This is a genomic window from Vibrio sp. D54, from assembly GCF_021728075.1.
In the GTDB taxonomy this organism is placed as follows: Bacteria; Pseudomonadota; Gammaproteobacteria; order Enterobacterales; family Vibrionaceae; genus Vibrio; species Vibrio alginolyticus.
Genome location: NZ_JAKKCS010000005.1, coordinates 152,386 through 173,387, shown reverse-complemented (window position 1 = coordinate 173,387; position 21,002 = coordinate 152,386). Strand labels below are relative to the sequence as shown.

Sequence of the window (21,002 nt, the reverse complement as noted above, 5' to 3'; positions counted from 1 at the left end):
AATTGTAGCGTCTATTTACCTGTCATTTCATCGTCTAGGATAAGCATCGATCATAGAGAAACTAGACCTATTCACGATTTTTACCCCTTTGAGCTCAGCCCATTTATTTAACAATTGATGTGCATAAAACGTCAAGAAAGTTAATCGCATCAAGTCCGTCATATTAAAAGGTTTGACCTTTTGAGGATTTTCTAGGAGCGGCAACTTCTCTTCTTTTCCATAGAAATGCTTGTAGACCATATAAAGCCGGTTGCTCTCTTGATCAACATGGACATCATTATGGAAGCTCATATCCGCTCCAAATATTTCCACTGAATCATATTCACATAGAATTGCTACATACACAGCAAAGATAAGCACATTGACAGCTGGAGGTGCGACGATACCAGAAGATAGTGCCATTGGGCCATATTTAATATTAGTTACATTACTAGGAATTGCTCGCAGCACTTTTATCGCTATGTTGCTGTTTTTGATATTGCCTTGAATGAACTCTCTGTCAGCAAAGTCAGGAATAATCAATTGCATTTCCCAAGACACAAGTTCATTTAGATCTTTAAACAATTTATCTCTTTTTTCCACCAGAGAGCTATGGGTGGTTTCATCCCAGAAATAGCTATCAATTAAAATATATTTATTAGGTTTCAACGCCGTAAAATGCTCAGACTCTGAGAAATGATTAACAGCAATCACATCACTATCTGTACCAATACTATTAATATCTGACTTTAAGGATGGTCCATTACCTAAAACCGTACATTTCTCATGTGTACGATAAAAGTCTTTAGGTGAATCAGTGCTTTTATCGCTTCGCTTTTTGAATGAACGGAAAGTTGAAGAAAAATGCCTCTTCATACTTATCGATTGCTTTATATTTTTAATTTTATTCATCTTAACCTACGCAAAACTTTTAAAACCGTTCGATAATCCAGCGTTTTAACAAAATAACAAATCGCTTCGCTGTACAAAGCAGACTTTGATTGTGAAAGTGATGCCATAAACTCAGCGGTACACATACGCTTTTTAATCGCACTCACAACTTTAGTGGCGTTTTTACTCTCTGCATCTCGCAAGTTCATTTTGAGATCTTGCAGTTCACGCTGAGCATTAATTACTGTGTTGTCATACCTTTCTTCACGTGTTTCTTTTGCGAACGTTGATATGCCACCCAATCGATATTGGATCCATTTTTTGTTTTCATGATGAATACCATTTAACAAAAAGGCTCGAAGGACATTGATGCGATCTTCATTGATGATGTCTTTGTTGTAAGGAGCAAACTCGTTCAGTACATCAGAGGTAAAAGCGGCGCAACAACCATCTACTGCACACTTTCTATTAATAATATTTTCGAGTGTGTACGGCTTTTTGTTCTGCTTGATCGATTCAAATGGCTCAATGATATCGCCTTGCTCGGAAATTTTGTCGTAACCACCAATAATTAAGCTTGGTTTGCCATTTTTCAACCAGGCTTCATAAGTTTCCTCAACTCGGCTCGGCATCGCTATATCATCGCCAGCTTGTACAATAATAAGCTTATTTTGGTATTGCCCCCGCAAAGAGTTGATTTGGCTAACTAAACCAACATTTTGCTTATTGTGGCGATATTCAATATTTAATCCTTTAGGCGCAAACTCTAAAAGCGATAGAATTATTTTATGACTATCATCAGGTGAACAGTCATCCAAGATCAATAATTGGCTTGGCCACACGGTCTGGTTCAATGCCGCTGGCAATGTTTTCTCAAGATAACGAGATTGTTTATAACAAAAGAAGACATAAACCACGTCTTCTAATACTTGCACATGCTCTTGTGTCATTACTCAACCTTAAAAGAGTTGATTGCATCGACTACTTTTTGACTCTCATCTTCACTCAAGTAGGACGACATTGGCAATGACAGCACCTCATTTTGTAACTGCTCAGTCAACGCTAATGACAGATGACCAAACTCTTTATAAGCCTGCTGTTTATGCGGCGCTATCGGGTAATGTACTTGTGTTTGAATACCATGCTCTGATAAATGCTTAACCAATGCATCTCGGTGTGAAGTTCGCACCACAAACAAATGCCATACATGTGCCTCAGGCTCTGTCACTTCCGGCAAGATAATATTCGGGTTGTTGATTTCACGTAAGTAAAATGCCGCCAACTCCTGACGCGCTTTCGTCTGCGCTGGAAGGTAGTTCAGTTTCACTGACAACATCGCCGACTGAATTTCATCCAAACGACTGTTCAGACCTTGATAAAGATTCTGGTATTTAACATGAGACCCGTAGTTACGAAGGGCACGCAAAGTTTCTGCCAGCTCATCATCGTTGGTCGTAATAGCACCACCATCGCCTAACGCACCTAGGTTTTTACCCGGATAGAAGCTAAAACCTGAGGCGTCACCCCATGCTCCAGACTTCTTACCATCAAGTGTCGCACCATGAGACTGGGCGCTGTCTTCCAACACGAGAAGATTGTGTTTTGTTGCCAACGCCATAATCGCTGGCATATCGGCCAACTGGCCGTACAGGTGCACCGGCAAAATGACTTTCGTCTTTTCTGTAATCGCCGCTTCAATCGCTTCAGGACTGATATTGTGCGTCTGCTCATCCGGCTCCACAAACACCGGAACCAAGTCCGCTTCGGTGACGGCCAGTACCGACGCGATATAGGTGTTACCCGGTACGATAACTTCATCACCCTTGTTTATTTTGCCTAGTTCTCGCCAAGCCTTTAGCGTCAGTGTTAAAGCATCTAAGCCATTCGCAACGCCTACACAGTGTTTAACACCACAGTAGTCAGCAAATGCTTGTTCAAACTGTTCCGTTTCCTTGCCAAGGATATACCAGCCAGATTCAATCACGCGTGCACAGGCTTGTTTCAATTCGTCTTCGTACTCGGCATTTAAGCGCTTTAGCTCTAAAAAATTAACGTTCATTATCTACCTAGGATTTTTTCACACTTCAATTTCATTGGCTCAATATCTGACGGGTATATTTCATAAAGATAATCCAAGTCTGTATCGCCAACGAGTCGAGCACCGAACTTTTCATGGAATTTGTTTACCGCATGGTTATCTTTGCGAACATCGAAGTGGCATTTTTTAAAACCCAACACATCAAAGCCAAATTGATAAACTAAAAGAGCACTTTCGAGGGCAGCGTAACGTGTTTTTTCATGATTCAGGATCCAACTTCCCCAACAAAAAGAAACACCTTTAAAGTCGTAAAGTCTAACTGTTCCGCATTTGGTTCCATCTAGCCTCTCTATAATGAAGTAAAACTGCTTCTTTTGTTGCTCGTCCTCTTTATACGCTCTTATCCATAATCTTTGTGCTTCAACACTCGTATCGCATTTGGACAAGTGTGTATTGTATTTTTCATCACCTCGAAGCTGAGTTATAAACTCTGCATCATCTTCTTGAACAAGGCGAAGTTGTATTGTCTTACTTTTCAGCATGTTTGTTTACCACATTCAAAAATTCAGCATAATCGCGTATGTAATCGGCTTCATCATACAATTCACTAGCGACAACCATTAGCACACAATCTTCAGAAAAGTCGTGCATCTCACGCCATTTTAAGCCTTTGATATGCAGTCCTACATCGGGAGATGAAAGCGTCACTTTCTCTTTCGTGGTGCCATCATCAATGACGAAAGTCACGCTACCTTTCATACAGATAGCGACTTGCTCTAAGTCGTAGTGTGCATGAAAGCCCCTAGCTAAACCGCTTTGTGTATCAAAAATGTAGTAAATACGTTTGATATCAAACGGAATGTTTTTGTGTTGCTCTAACGAGATTAGTGAACCTCGCTCATCACCCATTTTCTGAAAAGATATTAGCGGTATATTTGACATTTATTCTTCCAATAACTCTAGAAGATAGCGGCCATAATCGTTTTTAGATAAGGCTTTTCCTGCAGCTTGAATATGATCTCGTGTTAACCACCCTCGGCGATAAGCAATCTCTTCTAAGCAAGCCACTTTATAACCTTGTCGTTTCTCGATCGTTTCGACAAAGTGAGCAGCTTCAAGCAAGCTGCCATGTGTCCCCGTGTCTAACCACGCAAAGCCGCGCCCTAGCACGTCAACCGTCAAATTCCCTTGCTCTAAGTAAGCTTGGTTAATACTCGTAATTTCTAACTCGCCACGATGAGACGGTTGAATAGTTTTGGCAATGTCCACGACGCGGTTATCGTAGAAATACAGTCCGGTCACGGCGTAATTGGATTTTGGCTTGAATGGCTTCTCTTCAATCGATAGCGCTCGCATCTCTTCATCAAATTCCACCACACCAAAGCGCTCAGGATCTTTCACTTTATAGCCAAAGACCGTCGCACCTTCCGTTAAAGCAGCGGCTTGCTGCAACTTCGGAGTGAACCCTTGCCCATAAAAGATGTTGTCACCCAGCACCAAACATACTGAGTCATCGCCAATGAATTCTTCACCAATGATGAAGGCTTGAGCTAAGCCATCTGGGCTTGGCTGAATCGCGTATTGCAACTCAATGCCAAACTCTGAGCCATCACCTAATAGGCGCTGAAAACCCTCCTGGTCTTCTGGCGTGGTGATGATCAAGATTTCACGAATGCCCGCAAGCATAAGTACTGACAACGGGTAGTAAATCATTGGTTTGTCATAAACCGGCAGTAACTGCTTAGAGACACCGCGTGTAATAGGGTAAAGGCGAGTGCCCGAGCCACCTGCTAAAATAATGCCTTTCATTATTCGCCCGCTCCTAATCGCTCTAAACTGTATGAACCATCAAGCACACGTTGCCACCATTGTGGGTTGTTTAGGTACCATTCGACGGTTTTGCGAATACCGCTTTCAAACGTTTCTTCTGGCGTCCAGCCAAGCTCTTGAGCAATCTTGGTGGCATCAATTGCGTAGCGCACATCATGACCAGGGCGATCTTTCACATACGTGATCAAAGATTCATAAGACTCAACACCTGCAGGTTTGTTTGGTCGCAGCTCTTCAAGTAGCGAGCAAATGGTTTTCACGACTTCAATATTCGCTTTTTCATTGTGACCACCAATGTTGTAGGTTTCACCGACTTCACCTTCGTTGACCACTTTGTAAAGCGCGCGAGCATGGTCTTCCACAAACAGCCAATCTCGGATCTGCATACCATCACCATACACAGGCAACGGCTTGCCATCGAGGGCATTTAGAATCATCAGAGGGATCAACTTCTCTGGGAAGTGGTACGGGCCATAGTTGTTGGAGCAATTCGTGATAAGTGTTGGTAAGCCATAAGTCCGTTGCCAAGCGCGAACCAGGTGATCGCTCGAAGCTTTAGATGCAGAATATGGGCTGCTCGGCGCGTATGAGGTGGTTTCGGTGAACAAATCATCCGTTCCCTCTAGATCGCCATACACTTCATCCGTAGAAATATGATGAAAACGGAATGCCGATTGGCGCGCTTCATCTAAGCCCGACCAATATTGACGGGCCGCTTCGAGCAGATGGTAAGTGCCCATCACGTTGGTCTCAATAAAAGCAGCAGGACCATCAATAGAGCGATCGACATGAGACTCAGCCGCTAAATGCATCACCATATCGGGTTGATGCTCTGAAAACACGCGATCTAGTTCAGCTCGGTCACAGATATCTACTTGCTCAAAGTAGTAACGTTCACTCTCTGAGACATCAACCAGTGATTCTAGATTCCCTGCGTAGGTCAGTTTATCTAAATTGATGACGGTATCTTGGGTGTCACGAATGATATGTCGGACAACAGCTGACCCAATGAAGCCTGCTCCACCGGTTACTAATATTTTCATTACAAATGTTACCTACGTTAATTTTTGTGCCATCAGATACACATGAATACTTTATGATTATTGTAGTTTATAGACTCACTCGAGCATCGTTAGACTCAAGAAGGCTTACTTAGAGCAATCAACATAAAATGATAAAAAACTCAATTAAGATTGAGAAGCATAACCGTCCTGAAAATGTTCAAAATCGGATTCTTGCCAAATAATCTGTCGCTTTAAACGCTCCTTATTAAATGAACGCAGAAGTCTATTTAGATTTTGATGCTTCCAGTCACCAGAAGTTTCAAAACGGCACTTATCAAAATCGATAATCCATACCTTATCTTTGTCGTCGATCAAGATATTGTGGATATTCAAATCGGTATGGTTAACGCCAACCTGATGCATCTTGGCAATTTCTTGCCCTATTTTCTGATACATTTCTACCGATAAAGACTGTTCTTGCAAGATACTAACCAGATCTCTGGCGTTTGGGATTCGCTCACTTAATAAATCAGCTTGATAGAAGAGTCCTGACTTTACGGCTCTTGCTGCAATAGGACGAGGAACGTGCACCCCAGCCTCAATTAGCGCCAACAAAAGCTGAAACTCTTGCGCACAACGGGTGTTATCCCAGCCAGAGAAGCAATAATGATCGTTAACTAACTTCCCAAACAAACCGCCACGACGGTAATGACGTAGTGCCGCTTGCATGTTCTCTAGTTGGATAAACCATGTAGTGCCTCGCCCCGTCGCACTGCCAACCACCTTGTCGGAGGACTGCCAGTATTCCGCATCAAATATCGGTTGGCTAGGATCTGTAATGATCTCGTCATCAAACCAGATCACTTGGTTGTTGTTTTTATACTGTTGAGTCATACGCTCACCCTCTAGCCTAAATACCGGCTGGCTAATATATACAACCAAGTAAATGCAGCAAACGCCAAAGCAACCATAACGGCAGCAGAGCCTATATCTTTAGCTCGACCACTGAGTTCATGCCGTTCAATACCGATACGATCCACTACCGCCTCAATCGCTGAGTTTACAAGCTCTACAATCAAGACTAATACCACGACCCCGATCATTAAGATACGCTCAACCATGCCGACATCCACTAGCCAAGCCAAAATCACGGCGATACTCAACAGAGCCAACTCTTGTCGAATGGCAGCTTCATGCTTAAAAGCCGCTTTTAATCCTTGGATCGAATAACCCGTCGCTTTAACGATGCGCTTTAGTCCGGTGTTACCCGGCTTGCCAGATTCTTGCGATTGATGTGGTGTTGTCTTTGACATTGCAGAACACTTATCAGTACTTAGCTATATTCGAGCCGTGTATTTTACATTTATTGGGGATGTCTGCATAATTTACCTGCCTCTATTCATCGAATCAGACAATAATTATGTTCACTTCTGCCCCATCGTCACTATGCGTCTTGCGTTTGTCCGCTATCGGAGACGTTTGCAATACTATCGCCACCATTCAAGCTATTCGGAAACACTGGCCTTCGACCCAGATTACTTGGATAACGGGTAAACTTGAAGCCCAGTTATTAGCCGCCATCGATGGTGTAGAAGTGATTGTTTTTGATAAAAAAGTGGGACTTGATGGCTACAAATCGCTTTGGCGACAGCTGAAAGGCAGAGAGTTTGATGCGCTATTGCATATGCAGTACGCGATTCGAGCGAGTGTCGCAACGTTGGGCATTAAAGCAAAATACAAACTTGGTTTCTCTTCTGATAGAAGCCAGGACTTTCAAACACTATTTACCAATGTCAAAGTGCCTTCCCCGCAATCTCTGCATGTCGCAGATGGCTTAATGGCCTTTGCCCATCAAATTGGGGTACCAAAGGCAGAACTAGACTGGGTACTTTCTTATTCAGACCACGACCAAGCTTGGGCAAAGTCTCATATTTCTCGTAGTAAACCTAACCTGCTGATTGTGCCTGGTGCGAGCAAAGCTTATAAAAACTGGAACGCGGAAGGTTATGTGGATGTGATTCATCACGCCAGAGCAAAAGGCTGGAACGTGATTCTGGCAGGCAGCCCTGCTCAGGTAGAATTGGATCTGGCAGAAGCCATTCAATCTCGCTTGGAAGAACCGTGTCTAAATTTAGTTGGACAAAGTTCAATTCTGCAAATGCTTGCGTTAATAGATAAGGTTGAAATGGTCATCGCCCCCGATACCGGACCAGCACACATGGCGAATGCCATGAAAACGCCAATCATCGGGCTCTATGCACACCATAATCCGATGCGAGTGGGACCTTACCGCTACCTAAAATACGTTGTCTCGGTTTATGAAGAAACGATCTTTGCGGAAACAGGCAAAAGCAGTCACGAGTTAAGCTGGCGAACTCGCGCTAAAGATGAAACGGCAATGAACCGCATTACCAGCACTCAAGTAATGAGCATGTTCGATCAAGTCTTAGAAGATTTGTATCCTCAATACCAGTAAACTTACTGTCTTGATTTGTTAAGAAGGAAATGACCTTGTCCAAACCAACCTTAGCCGTTGCCTTAATTGTAAAAAATGAAGAGAAGCACTTACAAGCTTGTCTAGACACAGTAAAAGATTGGGTCGATGAGATTGTCCTTCTAGACTCGGGCAGCACCGATCGCACCGAAGAAATCGCCCGACAATACACAGATAAGTTTTACACCAATCTAGATTGGCCAGGATTCGGTAAACAGCGCCAACTGGCGCAGCAATACGTTACGGCAGACTACGTTTTGTGGCTTGATGCGGACGAACAAGTCACTCCAGAGCTAAAAGAAAGTATCTTACACGCGGTATCAGCCAATAAGCCGAACGTTTTATACAAACTTAATCGACTAAGCTCAGCGTTTGGTAAGTTCATCTACCATTCTGGTTGGTCTCCAGACTGGATTGTGCGCTTATATCGCACCGAATATACACAATATAATGATTCGCTCGTTCATGAAAAAGTTGATGAGAAAAACTATCAAACTGAAAAGCTGGATGGTCGACTGCATCACTATACTTACGAGCACCTTCATCATTACATCAATAAAACCACTGGCTACCTTAAGGCCTGGACGGATGAACGTGAAGGTAAAAAGAAAGCGGGTTTAACGACCGCTATCGTTCACGCTCTTGCTAGCTTTTTGAAGATGTATGTTCTCAAACGAGGCTTCCTTGATGGCAAGCATGGCTTCATTCTAGCTTGGCTAAGCATGCACTCTACTTTTGTAAAATATATCGATCTCTACTTACGTGAACAGGCAAAAAAATCATGAAAACGACTTTAATTATCACCACTTACAACTGGAAAGAAGCATTAAAAGCGGTGTTAGAAAGCGTGAAACGTCAAACCGTTTTGCCTGACGAAGTAATTGTTGCAGATGACGGTTCTCGAGACGATACCAAAGCAATGATCGACCAACTGCGTGACGGCTTTCCAGTACCACTTATTCATAGCTGGCACGAAGATAATGGCTTTCAACTTTCAATGAGCCGCAACCGTGCGATCGCCAAAGCATCAGGTGACTACCTCATCATGATTGATGGCGACATGGTGCTGTCCCAAACGTTTATTGAATCACATAAGCAAGTCGCAAAGCCAAATTGGTTTGTGCAGGGTGGACGTGTGTTAACGGATGAAAACTGCAGCAAGGCCATCATGGAAAACGGCTTAGTGCCTTCTATCTTCAGCAAAGGCATTCGCAATCGTAAAAACTGCATCACCAACGCTTTGCTATCGAAATGGTTCTCTTACGAGCGCAATAACGATAAAGCCACTCGCGGTTGCAACATGGCGTTTTGGCGACAAGATGTCATCGAGGTGAATGGCTTCAACCAAGATTTTGTTGGATGGGGACGCGAAGACAGCGAGTTTGTTCATCGCATGTTGAATGCGGGTAAGTCACGTCTTTACCTAAAATTCGCAGGTGTAGGCTACCACTTGTACCACGTAGAAAACTCTCGTGCGTCACTCGGACAAAATGACGAGATTTTAGAGAACACCATTAAAAACAAGCTTAAACGCTGTGAGAATGGTGTTGATCAATTTCTAGAAGCTTAAGATTATAAAAAAGGGGCGTTTCGCCCCTTTTTTATTGTTGCTGAGATAAAGCGAAGTACTTATCGGCAATCATCAATGAGATCAAACGCTCTTTACGTTTATCTTTGAACTGCTCAACCCACTGATGCGCATTTTCAATGATCGCTAATGCTTCTTGCTCATTCGCTAGGTAATAATCCATCTTTTCGGGTAAATCCGAATAGTCATCCTTCACTTCAACATAGTGGACGCCTGCCTCTAACTTACCTTCCATAAACCAAGTCTCATATTTTGGCTTTGACATAATAACCAAGGAGTTAGACGACATAGCCCACTTAAGGTTGGTGGCCACATCATTGCCTTCTATACAGAGCAAAAACTTATACTGCAGTTGCTCTTCAATACTCATAAAGCCCTTTTCCCATGGTTTCCCTTCTACCGGGCGGGTCTGGCCAATATTGCATTGCGGATGGTTGTAAAACGCATGAATCACCTTTTTACGATGCGGCTGAAAACCCACGCCGCGCCACGCTACCATGTCCTTTTTATCTTGATAGCGAACAGGATCATCAATAAATTTAAAATGACGAACTTGATTAAGTTTCAACACCACTGAATTTTGGTTGTTACCCAAAATAGGGCGGCTTTTTATAAAGCTCGGTACATTGGGGATGTGTGTAACATCGCCGTTGATGTAGTTAAACGCAAAACTGGAAGGGAAATAGCGTACAACTTGGCGAAGATCGAAAAAATACGTCCAGCCTTTCGTTTTTTTGAATGTATCGATGGTCGAGTAACTTTGTTCTCGGCTATCAACTGAAAACGGCGTTTCACACTTATTGTAATAGTTCACCCGCTCAATACAGCGTTGCTGCTCTGCTTCGGTCAGATTCGAAAGTAAACGCTTGGCTTGTGCTCGATATACAAAGCGAGGGATAAGTATCGAGAGAGCGTTTGAGAAATAATAAGGGAACTTACTGTCTTTCATTGAGTTTTTCCCCAATCGCGATGGCTACTGGCTTGGGAACGAATTGTTCGATACTTCCGCCATGAATCGCGACTTCTCTCACGATAGTCGACGATAAAAACGCAAACTCTTCTTCAGGAGTTAAAAATACGCTCTCGATTCCTGGTAATAGCTTTCGGTACATGTTGGTCAGTCCAAACTCGTATTCAAAGTCTACCGTTGTTCGTAAACCACGAATAAGAACCTTAGCTTTCTCATTTCTCGCGAAATCCACTAATAACCCGGAGAACCCCTTTACCGTCACACCAGGTAAATGCGCTACAACGTCCTGCATCAGTGCAACGCGCTCTTCCAATGAAAACATAGTGTTCTTCGATGGGCTTGCGGCTACGCCAATCACAACCTCATCAAACATTTCGTGAGTACGTTCTATTAGATTGAGGTGACCATTAGTCACTGGATCAAAAGTGCCCGGATAAATGACTTTCATATAATTTACTAAGTTATTCGAAACTGATTGAATTATTGAGGCTCGAACGCAAGATTACAACAACTTAAGCTCGATAATAGCTCGACTTACTTCTGACACTCACTACAAAAGAAGGTATTACGTTGGCCAATCTTTAGCTCTTGAAGTCGTTCGCCGCACTCTGGGCATGGCTCTCCGGCTTTTCCGTAAACCAATAACTCTTGTGCAAAGTAACCCGGCTTTCCATCGGCTTGCGCAAAATCTTTCAGCGTAGTCCCACCTTGCGTAATGGCAATCTCAAGTGTCATTTTGATATTTTCAACAAGTAACCCCCACTCTTGAGAAGTCAACTTACCTGCGGGCCTTGAAGGGTGAATTCGAGATTTAAACAACGACTCATTCGCGTAGATGTTCCCGACACCAACAACGACTTTGTTGTCCATGATGAACTGCTTGACGGCAACACGCTTATTTGTAGCTTTCTCCACTACATATTCTGCATTGAACTCTTCAGTTAAAGGCTCAGGCCCCATGTTTGCTAGTACAGCATGTGACTCACCAGGAGCACACCACAGCCATGCCCCAAAACGACGCGGATCGTTATAACGCAGTATTTTTCCACTGCTTAGTTTGAGATCCACATGATCGTGCTTTGCTGGCGGAAAGTCGGCGTCTAGAACACGTAAAGACCCCGACATGCCCAAGTGAACAATGGCTGTACCTGTGTTTGTCTCGATCAGTAAGTATTTCGCGCGACGGCTAATCGCACGGATCACCTGCCCTTCCAATTTTTTAAGCTCTATAGGAATATCCCAGCGCAATTTAGGCGTTCGAAAAGTAAACGACTGGATCGTTTGTCCAACCATATGGGGGCTAATTCCCATACGACTGACTTCAACTTCTGGCAACTCAGGCATTAGATTCTCCAATTCACCGGCTAATAGTTCTCGCTGCTAGCATAATCGAAAAGAAAAACGATAAATAGGGAAGCTTATTAGGGGTATAGGCGCAAAAAGGCTCTACTCTGGCATAAGGTAGTTTTCATCGACGGAGATAGCGACCCATTTGTCTTGCCAGGTTTTAAATAGCCAAAAATCAGGTAAACGAAAGAAAGTCACCCGCTGCGGCTCTTCGAGATCCTGATACCAAACTTCTACCGTTTCAGGTACCGCCAGGTTAGGTTTTAAATGATCGTACTGTTCTGAGGTAAGCTCGGTCCCTTCCAATGATTGCCAGCGTGATACAAGTTCACTGATCGGTGCATCAACTTTGATGTTGGATTGCCACCGTCCATCATGCAGCTCGAACTCCCAGCCACTATAGTACAAAGACTCCACCGTATAGTCGGAGCGAAGTACATTTGGGTAAGGGTCTGCTTGATCTGTTAATAGGTAAGTTTTGATCCACATTGGCGCATTTAAGATCACTATAAATGCGATAATGCCCAGAATAAGAATATTGTTCCATCGGCGGCGACGAGCCGGACTCACACGCATAACCATCTCTACTCTCTTATCGTTATGAGTAAATTACCAAAGAGTATTGAGCTTGACTAGAACAACGGTGTGCAAGTGTGTAGGGAAGTGGTAACGAAGCGGCAGAGAGCGATCAATCAAAAATTCGAGTATAGAGTCGGACCAGTAAAATAACTTCAGCAGTACTTTATAATCCGATGACGTACTGAACACTTTATCTTCAGCACTTTTATTCAGGTAATAAAAAACCCAACTCGAAAGTTGGGTTTTTCAATTCATCAAAGAGACTGAAACCAATTATTTGATTTTTGCTTCTTTGTACATAACGTGCTGGCGAACTACTGGATCAAACTTTTTGATCTCAAATTTGCCTGGCATGTTACGCTTGTTCTTATCAGTTGTGTAGAAGTGGCCTGTACCTGCAGAAGATACTAGACGGATTTTCTCACGAACGCCTTTCTTTGCCATTGCTTATTTCCTCTTAAACGTTTTCGCCACGTGCACGCATGTCTGCAAGAACAGTATCAATACCTTTCTTGTCGATGATGCGCATACCTTTAGCAGATAGACGTAGTTTAACAAAACGTTTTTCGCTCTCTACCCAGAAACGATGAGTTTGTAGGTTCGGCAGAAAACGACGCTTAGTAGCATTTCGTGCGTGTGAACGGTTGTTACCCGTTACTGGACGCTTACCAGTTACTTGGCATACTCGTGACATGAATGTCTTCTCCAAAATCGTTTCAGCTCGATATCAACCTTGGTGGCCGAACCTCTCTATCTCTCGAAAAGAAGTTAGAGGTTAAGAACCGCTATGGAAAATCCATACAAGGCTATCAAAGGTCGCGCATTATACTAACTTGATATGCATTGCTCAAGACCCGAACAGATCCTTTTTACAGGTTTTCGTGATCTTTTTTTAGACAGCAGATTTTTTTAGCAGTCCAAGCTGAATTCAGTTAAAAATTTAGTGGCGTGGATGATAGCAGATTTTTAGCAACTAACAACCTAAAAAACGCACAGTTACATCCAGCCTCTTTCAGCAAAAGAGACACTTTCCCCATCTCCGATGACGAAATGGTCCAAAATACGAATATCCACCAATGCTAATGCGTCGGTGAGACGCCTTGTAATCCTTCTGTCAGCTTGGCTCGGCTCAGCAACGCCTGAAGGATGATTGTGCGCCAAAATCAAAGCCGCCGCGTTATGATGCAGAGCACGCTTAACAACTTCTCTCGGATACACCGACGCTGCATCCAACGTTCCTTCAAATAAAATTTCATCTTTTATCACTCGGTGCTGGTTATCGAGAAAAAGAATATAAAAAGCCTCTCTTTGCCGATCCCTTAAAATAGAAGACAGATATAACTTAGTGTGGTCGGGGCTGGTTAAGGCATCACCACGCTTTAGCGTCTCCGCCAAGTAACGTTGTGTCATTTCTAGTACCGCTTGCAATTGAACATACTTGGCTTGCCCCAATCCTTTGTGACGACAAAACTCTTCTTCTGATGCTGAAAATAGTTGTCTGAGCGAACCAAAGTCTTGAATAAGGAAGTCTGCAAGCTCAATCACGTTCATTCCGCGGGTGCCTGTGCGCAAGAAGATGGCCAGCAGTTCGGCATCGGTCAAAGCTTGCGGCCCTCGTTGCAGTAGCTTCTCTCTGGGCATGGACTCATTTGGCAAAGCTTTCAGTATCATCTGATGTCTCTTTATATGGAAAGTGTCCCTATTCCACAAAACAAAAAGCGAAAGTCGAGTATGACTTTCGCTTTCTTCGTACCATCAGTGCTTTCCATGCAACTTAACAGTTCATCAGAGTTTAAAGTTGCCAACCAAGCCGTGAATTTCCGTTCCAGACTGTGATAGCTGCGTGCTGATTGACTCGGCATGCTGCAACGTCTCATTAATGTTGTTCACGATCTGTTGAATAGCCACTAAATTTTGGTTGATGTCTTCTGCAACCGCGCTTTGTTCTTCTGCGGCAGACGCGGTTTGAATACCCATATCTCGAATTGTTCCGATAGAATGATGAACACCAGAAAGAGATTGCTGAATGAGCGCAGATTCTTCCGCCGTTTTGACACCTCGTTTTTGGCTTACCGACATCGTACTGACCGCTCTTGATACACCATTTTGTAACTGCTTGAGCATGTCGCCAATTTCATGAGTACTATTTTGCGTACGACTGGCTAACGAGCGCACTTCATCCGCAACGACGGCAAACCCTCGACCTTGCTCACCGGCTCTAGCCGCTTCAATCGCCGCATTTAGGGCCAACAAATTCGTTTGCTCGGCTATCTCGCCAATCACATCCAGCACTTTGGTTATTTTTTCGGTCTGTAAACTCAACTCAGAAATTGCATCTGACGTGCTGTCTATCTCCGTCACGAGTTCGGTAATGCCTTCTATTGCTTGCTCGACCTCATGCTGAGCGGCGGTGACTTGACTGTTGGCATCGTCAATTGCCTGCGCGGTCGCATTAGTATTGCTGGCTACTTCTTTGGCAGTCATGCTCATTTGCGTCACTGCCGTCACGACTTTGTCCGTCTCTAAACAGTGATCCTGCATTTGACCGCTCGCTTGGCTGGTCTGAGTGTTCAGGCTTTGAGAAACGGTCTGTACTGTCGTCGCAGAGCGATGAATGTCCTGCATCAGTGGGTGCAGCTTATCCATAAACTCATTAAACGCGGCCGCCACTTCACCGACTTCATCCTGACTTTCGACTTTTAAACGAGCCGTTAAGTCACCGCCGCCTGCGGCAACATCTTTTAATGAAGCCGCGACATGTTGTAATGGCTGAATGCCTTTAGACACCACGATACTGGTGAGAACACTGGTAATGATCAATCCAATAACGGAAATCAACACGGCAGATAATGTATGCTCTTTTAGCTCTTGAGTCTTTAACTCTCTGTGCATCGCAACTTGCTGGTCGATGTCATCAATATAAACGCCAGTACCTAAAACCCAGTCCCATTTCGATAGATATTCTGCATAGCCCAACTTAGGCGCTTGTGCGTCAATGGTCGGTTTGTGCCACGAGAAATAGAGGAACCCATCCCCTTTTTGAGAAGCGTCAATCAAGCCCGCAATAACTGCGACCCCATTTTCATCTTTTAAGTCGTAAAGGTTTTTACCCTCTAATGCAGGTTTGATGGCGTGCAACGTATTCACACCTTGAGAGTCGTAGGCAAAAAAGTAGCCATCGCTTTCAAAGCGCATGGCTTTCAGAATTTCTTTTGCTGCCTCTTTATTACTTCCATTTACATCCGCGTCGTATAACGGTTTTATCGCCGTCACGCCCATCATCATGTAGGCTTGTAGCTCTTTCTTCTTCGTTTCGATGAGCTCTTGTCTGTCTCTTGCCAGCTCCGCTTCCAAACTTTTACTGCTGTTGATGTAATACACCACTGAGATCAACGTGGTGATCAACAACAGCGGAATTAGGGTTATCAGCAGCAATTTGTTTCGACTTTTCAACACCATGGTTTCCACTACCTCTTTTTCTTTTCAGACTTGCAAACTCCGCGCAACTTGTCTGTGAGGTAGGCGAGAATTTTCCCTTCCTCGGTCAGATTAATACTCTGGAGTTTGATGTGAATTATCTTCTCGTTATATATGCTCGGGCGGTCAGACTTTGAATTGTGTTAAAATCCGGTCATCAAATTGGAGATCTCACATGCAAACACTAGCAGGAAAGAAAATTCTACTCGGCATCAGTGGCGGTATTGCTGCGTATAAATGTGCGGAGTTAACCCGTCGCCTCATAGAGAGAGGAGCGCAAGTTCAAGTTGTAATGACGAAAGCCGCAAAAGAGTTCATTACCCCTTTAACCATGCAAGCCGTTTCGGGCCGTCCTGTCTCGGACAGTTTACTAGACCCAGCAGCGGAAGCCTCTATGGGCCATATTGAATTGGCCAAATGGGCAGATTTAGTGCTATTAGCGCCCGCGACCGCGGACTTAATCGCGCGCATGTCCGCAGGCATGGGGAACGATTTACTTACTACGCTCGTGCTCGCGACGGATTCCCCTGTTGCTGTTTCTCCTGCGATGAATCAACAGATGTATCGCAATATCGCAACCCAAGAGAACATCGCTACGTTAGCGCGTCGTGGTATGCACATCTGGGGCCCTGCGGCAGGAGAGCAAGCCTGTGGTGATGTAGGACCAGGTCGAATGCTGGAACCAATGCAGCTAGTACATCTATGTGAACAGTTCTTTCAACCAAAATTGCTAGAAGGTAAGTCGATACTCATTACCGCCGGACCAACTCGCGAAGCGATTGATCCAGTGCGTTACATTACAAACCATAGCTCCGGGAAAATGGGCTATGCATTGGCGAGCGCCGCAGCGCAGATGGGAGCAAAAGTCACCCTCGTGAGCGGTCCTGTCAGTTTAAATACGCCCGTAGGTGTTGAGCGCATAAATGTTTCCAGTGCCCAAGAGATGCACGAAGCCGTTATGACACATGCAAACCAGCATGATGCCTTTATTAGCTGCGCTGCCGTTGCCGACTACCGCCCACAAACGATCGCGTCTCAAAAGTTGAAAAAGACAGAAGACAACGACGAAATGGTCATTAATATGGTTAAAAATCCTGATATTGTTGCATCTGTGGCAGCAATGACGGAGAAGCGTCCGTTTACCGTCGGTTTTGCGGCTGAAACCAATGATGTAGAGACCTATGCTCGAGGCAAGTTAACAAAGAAAAACCTCGATATGATCTGTGCAAACGACGTTTCGGTTGCAGGGCAAGGATTTAACAGCAACGACAACGCGATTACCCTTTACTGGCCTGAAGGTGAACTTGCGCTCGCTTTAGAATCAAAAGAAGCATTGAGCTTTAAAATTCTCGAAAAAATGCATCAATTGATGTAACTAACGTTTGAAAACCCTGCCAATTTTTTACAAAAGCTGGCATAAATTTGGTACAAAAATGACAACTAAGGGTGTTAAATCTCCCATTCCACCCTTAGTGGTCTAGTTTGAGGCGAAATAGCGTCTTATAATCCCCTCCGCTCAACTTTGTATTTTGAAAGGAAGTAACTAATGGCCGGCAGTAAAAAATCCAACCGTCGTGAAGAGATCTTACAAGCATTGGCAGAAATGCTTGAATCAACAGATGGCGCTTCACGCATTACTACGGCAAAACTGGCCAAGCAAGTCGGCGTTTCAGAAGCCGCGCTGTATCGTCATTTCCCAAGTAAAGCGCGCATGTTCGAAGGGTTGATTGAGTTCATTGAAGAAGCCTTGATGACACGTATCAACCGTATTCTAGACGACGAAAAAGATACACTAGAGCGTATTCGTATGGTGATGCACCTTATTTTGGCGTTCTCTGAACGTAACCCAGGTCTGACACGCATTTTGTCGGGTCATGCTCTAATGTTTGAAAATGAACGTCTACGTGAACGCATCAATCAACTCTTTGAGCGTATAGAAACACAATTGCGCCAAATCCTGCGTGAACGTAAGATTCGTGAAGGGAAGTCTTTCCCTGTCGAAGAGCGGATCCTAGCCGCGCAAATTCTGGGACAAGTTGAGGGGAGCCTAAACCGCTTTGTGCGTAGCGACTTTAAATACCAGCCGACTGCAAACTTTGACGAGTACTGGGCGCTTTTGAGTGCACAAATAAAGTAAAAGACTATGAGTAAAGACAAATACACGCAGCCCGAGTTTTCTCTTTCACTTCTTCACCCTCGTAACTGGGGCGTATGGCTTGGTTTTGGTCTGTTGGCCATCCTCGTCAATATTCTTCCTTATCGGCTGCTGCTTTCATTAGGTCGTTCACTCGGTAAACTTGGCATGCGCTGCGGTAAAAAGCGTGTCCACGTTGCTCAGCGTAACTTAGAATTGGCCTTTCCAGACAAAACACCTGAAGAGATTCAACATATTGTTGAAGAGAACTTCAAAAATACCGGTATGGCACTGATAGAAACCGGAATCACTTGGTTCTGGCCGACTTGGCGCTTTAAAAACCTGATCGTCGAGAAAGATCTCGGCGCACTGCGTGAAAAAGCCAAAGAAGGTAAAGGCGTCCTACTTTGTTGTGTCCATGCTCTAAATCTAGAGATCACTGCGCGTGCTTTCGCCGTGTTAGGCGTGGCCGGGTACGGCGCGTTTCGTCCGCATAATAATCCTGCTTATAACTTTATCCAGTATTGGGGACGGACACATAACGGCAATAAACTGATTGATCGTAAAGATGTAAAAAAGATGATTCGTGTTTTACGCAGCGGTGAGCGTCTGTTCTATTTACCGGATCACGATTACGGTCGCAAAAAATCAGTATTTGTGCCCTTCTTTGCCGTAGACGATGCGTGTACGACAACAGGCACGAGCATTCTGGCGTATACCTCAAAATGTGCGATCATCCCAGGCTCAGGGTTTCGCAATGACGAAGGAAAGTACGACATCATCGCCGATAAGTGCATTGAAGCCGATTATCCACAAAAAGACGAAGTCGCCGCTGCCGCTTATATGAACAAGTATGTGGAAGAAGTCATTCTACGCGCTCCAGAGCAATGGATGTGGCTCCATAAACGCTATAAAACCATGCAAGATGAGCATGTCGAGAAAGGCATTCGCTATAAGTAAGTGGTCACGGCGATGAATCCAAAAACAAAAAAGGGCAGATGAATATCCATCTGCCCTTTTTACTTTTTCAGAAAAAGTAACCAATTAAATGCCGTATTCTGCGCGGTACGCTTTGACTGCTTCTAGATGCTCTTTGTCTGTGCCTTTCTCTTCAAGGAAAGTCACAAGGTCAGTCAGGCTAATGATTGAGATGATTGCACAACCAAAGTCACGCTCCACTTCTTGAATCGCAGACAACTCACCTTTGCCTTTTTCTTGGCGGTCAATCGCAACCAACACACCAGCAAGGTCTGCGCCATTTGCTTGAATGATTTCCATCGATTCACGAATCGCAGTACCTGCTGTGATTACGTCATCTACTAGCATGATACGACCTTCAAGCGCAGAGCCTACAAGGTTACCGCCTTCGCCGTGATCTTTCGCTTCTTTACGGTTGAAGCAGTAAGGCGTGTCGACGTCATGATGATCCGCCAGCGCGACTGCTGTTGTCGTCGCGATTGGGATACCTTTGTACGCCGGGCCAAACAGCACATCAAACTCAATGCCAGAATCAGCAAGCGCTGCTGCGTAAAAACGACCAAGACGCGCTAGGTCACGACCAGTATTGAAAAGACCAGCGTTAAAGAAGTACGGGCTTTTACGGCCAGATTTCAAAGTAAACTCACCAAACTTAAGAACTTCTTTCTCAAGTGCAAACTCAATAAATTCACGCTGGTATGCTTTCATTATTTTCTCTCTATGTCCTTGGTTTCTTGTGTCTCTTCTCGACAATCATTCATTTCTCTATTGTCGAGATAAAAAAATAGCCCCCATAATGGGAGCTATTTAAATCAATTGGCTAACGCCGCCTTCTGCGCTGCGACAATTTCCGTAATGCCGACTTTCGCCGACTCTAGCAGAGCCATCAGCTGCTCGTGACTGAACGGTTCACCTTCTGCGGTGCCCTGAATTTCAATCATCTTGCCTTCTTCGGTCATTACTACGTTCATGTCTGTGTCTGCCGCTGAATCTTCAACGTACTCAAGGTCACACAGAACATCATCACCTAGCAAACCAACTGAAACTGCCGCTACGTGGCCTTTCATTGGGTTTGCTTTTAGCTTACCGCTATCCACTAGGTGTTGGAACGCATCGGCCATTGCAACACTTGCACCGCTGATGGATGCAGTACGCGTACCACCGTCAGCTTGGATAACATCACAGTCAACGGTGATCATGAACTCACCCATGGCTTTTAGATCGACAACAGCGCGTAGGCTTCGCGCGATAAGACGCTGAATTTCCATCGTACGGCCGCCTTGTTTGCCACTTGCCGCTTCACGACGAGTACGCGAATGTGTTGCTCGAGGTAGCATGCCGTATTCAGCTGTAACCCAGCCTTTACCTTGACCTTTTAGCCAACGTGGCACAGATTCTTCGACGGTCGCATTACACAACACTTTGGTGTTACCGAACTCAACTAGCACTGACCCTTCAGCGTAAGCTGTGTAGTTACGAGTAATTTTGATAGGGCGAACTTGATCCGCCTTGCGATCGTTTGGACGCATGGGCATCTACCTTAAATATGAGGAGAAGACGATTTGGTTGGGCGAAGATTATAACGGAATCGATTCCGGATTCATAGGTTACGCCGCTGGCACAACATAAACAATCCATACATCCCGCGCACCTATCGACGCAGCGTGATACACTCTTGAAGTAATTTTCAAAA

25 protein-coding genes are annotated in these 21,002 nt (G+C 44.4%); 6 read left to right on the top strand and 19 right to left on the bottom strand.

What is annotated here, in order from left to right; genetic code table 11:
• Positions 1–27 precede the first annotated feature (27 nt).
• The 9 genes from L3V37_RS09245 to L3V37_RS09205 all read right to left on the bottom strand — a co-directional run bounded on the left by L3V37_RS09245 (position 28) and on the right by L3V37_RS09205 (position 7,055).
• Positions 28–891 (bottom strand): hypothetical protein, encoded by an 864-nt coding sequence (locus L3V37_RS09245; protein ID WP_053303381.1) that lies wholly within the window; start codon positions 889–891, stop codon positions 28–30.
• A complete protein-coding gene (locus tag L3V37_RS09240) occupies positions 888–1,820 on the bottom strand; it encodes a glycosyltransferase family 2 protein (RefSeq protein ID WP_130544843.1) in 933 nt (310 codons plus the stop codon). The genes L3V37_RS09245 and L3V37_RS09240 overlap by 4 nt, the downstream gene beginning before the upstream one ends.
• On the bottom strand, positions 1,820–2,929 hold the full coding sequence (locus L3V37_RS09235; RefSeq protein WP_237306202.1) for a DegT/DnrJ/EryC1/StrS aminotransferase family protein: 1,110 nt from the start codon (positions 2,927–2,929) through the stop codon (positions 1,820–1,822). Before L3V37_RS09235 ends, L3V37_RS09240 begins: the two co-directional genes overlap by 1 nt.
• Positions 2,929–3,450 (bottom strand): GNAT family N-acetyltransferase, encoded by a 522-nt coding sequence (locus L3V37_RS09230; RefSeq protein WP_017634982.1) that lies wholly within the window; start codon positions 3,448–3,450, stop codon positions 2,929–2,931. The genes L3V37_RS09235 and L3V37_RS09230 overlap by 1 nt, the downstream gene beginning before the upstream one ends.
• The gene (locus L3V37_RS09225; protein ID WP_005489486.1) at positions 3,437–3,850 is read right to left on the bottom strand and encodes an FdtA/QdtA family cupin domain-containing protein; all 414 of its coding nucleotides are present in this window, start codon (positions 3,848–3,850) and stop codon (positions 3,437–3,439) included. The genes L3V37_RS09230 and L3V37_RS09225 overlap by 14 nt, the downstream gene beginning before the upstream one ends.
• On the bottom strand, positions 3,851–4,717 hold the full coding sequence (rfbA, locus tag L3V37_RS09220) for a glucose-1-phosphate thymidylyltransferase RfbA (RefSeq protein ID WP_237306201.1): 867 nt from the start codon (positions 4,715–4,717) through the stop codon (positions 3,851–3,853).
• Positions 4,717–5,781, bottom strand: coding sequence for a dTDP-glucose 4,6-dehydratase (rfbB, locus tag L3V37_RS09215; RefSeq protein WP_237306200.1), 1,065 nt, complete (start codon positions 5,779–5,781; stop codon positions 4,717–4,719). The genes rfbA and rfbB overlap by 1 nt, the downstream gene beginning before the upstream one ends.
• Before the next feature lie 144 nt (positions 5,782–5,925).
• The gene (locus L3V37_RS09210) at positions 5,926–6,636 is read right to left on the bottom strand and encodes a 3-deoxy-D-manno-octulosonic acid kinase (RefSeq protein WP_237306199.1); all 711 of its coding nucleotides are present in this window, start codon (positions 6,634–6,636) and stop codon (positions 5,926–5,928) included.
• Between the two features lie 11 nt (positions 6,637–6,647).
• Positions 6,648–7,055 carry a diacylglycerol kinase gene (locus tag L3V37_RS09205; RefSeq protein WP_005395798.1) on the bottom strand — a complete coding sequence of 136 codons (408 nt, stop codon included), beginning with the start codon at positions 7,053–7,055 and terminating at the stop codon, positions 6,648–6,650.
• 107 nt (positions 7,056–7,162) lie between these two features.
• On the opposite strand from L3V37_RS09205, the gene L3V37_RS09200 reads away from it, so the two are divergent.
• From L3V37_RS09200 to L3V37_RS09190, 3 genes are read left to right on the top strand one after another with little or no spacing between them, the layout of a single operon-like run.
• Positions 7,163–8,218, top strand: coding sequence for a glycosyltransferase family 9 protein (locus tag L3V37_RS09200; protein WP_237306198.1), 1,056 nt, complete (start codon positions 7,163–7,165; stop codon positions 8,216–8,218).
• A gap of 35 nt (positions 8,219–8,253) precedes the next feature.
• The gene (locus L3V37_RS09195) at positions 8,254–9,021 is read left to right on the top strand and encodes a glycosyltransferase family 2 protein (RefSeq protein WP_005395793.1); all 768 of its coding nucleotides are present in this window, start codon (positions 8,254–8,256) and stop codon (positions 9,019–9,021) included.
• A complete protein-coding gene (locus L3V37_RS09190; RefSeq protein ID WP_053808663.1) occupies positions 9,018–9,806 on the top strand; it encodes a glycosyltransferase family 2 protein in 789 nt (262 codons plus the stop codon). The genes L3V37_RS09195 and L3V37_RS09190 overlap by 4 nt, the downstream gene beginning before the upstream one ends.
• 31 nt (positions 9,807–9,837) lie before the next feature.
• On the opposite strand, the gene L3V37_RS09185 is transcribed toward L3V37_RS09190, so the two are convergent.
• From L3V37_RS09185 to L3V37_RS09150, 8 genes are all read right to left on the bottom strand, one after another.
• Positions 9,838–10,773 carry a glycosyl transferase family 90 gene (locus tag L3V37_RS09185; protein ID WP_237306197.1) on the bottom strand — a complete coding sequence of 312 codons (936 nt, stop codon included), beginning with the start codon at positions 10,771–10,773 and terminating at the stop codon, positions 9,838–9,840.
• On the bottom strand, positions 10,760–11,242 hold the full coding sequence (gene coaD, locus L3V37_RS09180; protein ID WP_017820709.1) for a pantetheine-phosphate adenylyltransferase: 483 nt from the start codon (positions 11,240–11,242) through the stop codon (positions 10,760–10,762). Before coaD ends, L3V37_RS09185 begins: the two co-directional genes overlap by 14 nt.
• 86 nt (positions 11,243–11,328) lie before the next feature.
• Entirely contained in the window at positions 11,329–12,138 is an 810-nt protein-coding gene (gene mutM / locus L3V37_RS09175) for a bifunctional DNA-formamidopyrimidine glycosylase/DNA-(apurinic or apyrimidinic site) lyase (RefSeq protein ID WP_237306196.1), read from the bottom strand.
• A gap of 102 nt (positions 12,139–12,240) precedes the next feature.
• Positions 12,241–12,717 (bottom strand): hypothetical protein, encoded by a 477-nt coding sequence (locus tag L3V37_RS09170; protein WP_025998646.1) that lies wholly within the window; start codon positions 12,715–12,717, stop codon positions 12,241–12,243.
• Positions 12,718–12,993: 276 nt separating this feature from the next.
• Positions 12,994–13,164 (bottom strand): 50S ribosomal protein L33, encoded by a 171-nt coding sequence (rpmG, locus tag L3V37_RS09165; protein ID WP_004410866.1) that lies wholly within the window; start codon positions 13,162–13,164, stop codon positions 12,994–12,996.
• Between the two features lie 13 nt (positions 13,165–13,177).
• Positions 13,178–13,414 carry a 50S ribosomal protein L28 gene (gene rpmB / locus L3V37_RS09160; protein ID WP_005384783.1) on the bottom strand — a complete coding sequence of 79 codons (237 nt, stop codon included), beginning with the start codon at positions 13,412–13,414 and terminating at the stop codon, positions 13,178–13,180.
• A gap of 302 nt (positions 13,415–13,716) precedes the next feature.
• Entirely contained in the window at positions 13,717–14,391 is a 675-nt protein-coding gene (radC, locus tag L3V37_RS09155; protein ID WP_237306195.1) for a DNA repair protein RadC, read from the bottom strand.
• Positions 14,392–14,505: 114 nt separating this feature from the next.
• Positions 14,506–16,179, bottom strand: coding sequence for a methyl-accepting chemotaxis protein (locus tag L3V37_RS09150; RefSeq protein ID WP_017820706.1), 1,674 nt, complete (start codon positions 16,177–16,179; stop codon positions 14,506–14,508).
• 193 nt (positions 16,180–16,372) lie between these two features.
• Here L3V37_RS09150 and coaBC point away from each other — a divergent pair, with 193 nt between their 5' ends.
• The 3 genes from coaBC (at position 16,373) to L3V37_RS09135 (ending at position 19,291) form a co-directional block, all read left to right on the top strand.
• Positions 16,373–17,572 (top strand): bifunctional phosphopantothenoylcysteine decarboxylase/phosphopantothenate--cysteine ligase CoaBC, encoded by a 1,200-nt coding sequence (coaBC, locus tag L3V37_RS09145; RefSeq protein WP_017820705.1) that lies wholly within the window; start codon positions 16,373–16,375, stop codon positions 17,570–17,572.
• A gap of 171 nt (positions 17,573–17,743) precedes the next feature.
• Positions 17,744–18,334, top strand: coding sequence for a nucleoid occlusion factor SlmA (gene slmA / locus L3V37_RS09140; RefSeq protein WP_005379386.1), 591 nt, complete (start codon positions 17,744–17,746; stop codon positions 18,332–18,334).
• 6 nt (positions 18,335–18,340) lie between these two features.
• Entirely contained in the window at positions 18,341–19,291 is a 951-nt protein-coding gene (locus L3V37_RS09135) for a Kdo(2)-lipid IV(A) acyltransferase (RefSeq protein WP_237306194.1), read from the top strand.
• A gap of 84 nt (positions 19,292–19,375) precedes the next feature.
• Here L3V37_RS09135 and pyrE read toward each other — a convergent pair whose 3' ends face one another.
• Both pyrE and rph read right to left on the bottom strand, forming a co-directional pair.
• Positions 19,376–20,017, bottom strand: a complete 642-nt coding sequence (pyrE, locus tag L3V37_RS09130; protein WP_005384778.1) for an orotate phosphoribosyltransferase — start codon at positions 20,015–20,017, stop codon at positions 19,376–19,378.
• A 104-nt stretch (positions 20,018–20,121) separates the two neighbouring features.
• Complete coding sequence (rph, locus tag L3V37_RS09125; RefSeq protein ID WP_017634994.1) at positions 20,122–20,838, bottom strand: ribonuclease PH; 717 nt, start codon at positions 20,836–20,838, stop codon at positions 20,122–20,124.
• Positions 20,839–21,002: the final 164 nt, after the last annotated feature.

Coding starts and splice junctions, on each gene's coding strand:
- L3V37_RS09225 (WP_005489486.1), bottom strand. CDS start 3,850: ATGTCAAATATACCGCTAATATCTTTTCAGAAAATGGGTGATGAGCGA.
- L3V37_RS09235 (WP_237306202.1), bottom strand. CDS start 2,929: ATGAACGTTAATTTTTTAGAGCTAAAGCGCTTAAATGCCGAGTACGAA.
- pyrE (WP_005384778.1), bottom strand. CDS start 20,017: ATGAAAGCATACCAGCGTGAATTTATTGAGTTTGCACTTGAGAAAGAA.
- slmA (WP_005379386.1), top strand. CDS start 17,744: ATGGCCGGCAGTAAAAAATCCAACCGTCGTGAAGAGATCTTACAAGCA.
- rpmG (WP_004410866.1), bottom strand. CDS start 13,164: ATGGCAAAGAAAGGCGTTCGTGAGAAAATCCGTCTAGTATCTTCTGCA.
- L3V37_RS09185 (WP_237306197.1), bottom strand. CDS start 10,773: ATGAAAGACAGTAAGTTCCCTTATTATTTCTCAAACGCTCTCTCGATA.
- L3V37_RS09170 (WP_025998646.1), bottom strand. CDS start 12,717: ATGCGTGTGAGTCCGGCTCGTCGCCGCCGATGGAACAATATTCTTATT.
- rpmB (WP_005384783.1), bottom strand. CDS start 13,414: ATGTCACGAGTATGCCAAGTAACTGGTAAGCGTCCAGTAACGGGTAAC.
- rfbB (WP_237306200.1), bottom strand. CDS start 5,781: ATGAAAATATTAGTAACCGGTGGAGCAGGCTTCATTGGGTCAGCTGTT.
- L3V37_RS09210 (WP_237306199.1), bottom strand. CDS start 6,636: ATGACTCAACAGTATAAAAACAACAACCAAGTGATCTGGTTTGATGAC.
- coaD (WP_017820709.1), bottom strand. CDS start 11,242: ATGAAAGTCATTTATCCGGGCACTTTTGATCCAGTGACTAATGGTCAC.
- L3V37_RS09190 (WP_053808663.1), top strand. CDS start 9,018: ATGAAAACGACTTTAATTATCACCACTTACAACTGGAAAGAAGCATTA.
- coaBC (WP_017820705.1), top strand. CDS start 16,373: ATGCAAACACTAGCAGGAAAGAAAATTCTACTCGGCATCAGTGGCGGT.
- L3V37_RS09240 (WP_130544843.1), bottom strand. CDS start 1,820: ATGACACAAGAGCATGTGCAAGTATTAGAAGACGTGGTTTATGTCTTC.
- L3V37_RS09200 (WP_237306198.1), top strand. CDS start 7,163: ATGTTCACTTCTGCCCCATCGTCACTATGCGTCTTGCGTTTGTCCGCT.
- mutM (WP_237306196.1), bottom strand. CDS start 12,138: ATGCCTGAGTTGCCAGAAGTTGAAGTCAGTCGTATGGGAATTAGCCCC.
- L3V37_RS09230 (WP_017634982.1), bottom strand. CDS start 3,450: ATGCTGAAAAGTAAGACAATACAACTTCGCCTTGTTCAAGAAGATGAT.
- rfbA (WP_237306201.1), bottom strand. CDS start 4,717: ATGAAAGGCATTATTTTAGCAGGTGGCTCGGGCACTCGCCTTTACCCT.
- radC (WP_237306195.1), bottom strand. CDS start 14,391: ATGATACTGAAAGCTTTGCCAAATGAGTCCATGCCCAGAGAGAAGCTA.
- L3V37_RS09150 (WP_017820706.1), bottom strand. CDS start 16,179: ATGGTGTTGAAAAGTCGAAACAAATTGCTGCTGATAACCCTAATTCCG.
- rph (WP_017634994.1), bottom strand. CDS start 20,838: ATGCGTCCAAACGATCGCAAGGCGGATCAAGTTCGCCCTATCAAAATT.
- L3V37_RS09205 (WP_005395798.1), bottom strand. CDS start 7,055: ATGTCAAAGACAACACCACATCAATCGCAAGAATCTGGCAAGCCGGGT.
- L3V37_RS09245 (WP_053303381.1), bottom strand. CDS start 891: ATGAATAAAATTAAAAATATAAAGCAATCGATAAGTATGAAGAGGCAT.
- L3V37_RS09135 (WP_237306194.1), top strand. CDS start 18,341: ATGAGTAAAGACAAATACACGCAGCCCGAGTTTTCTCTTTCACTTCTT.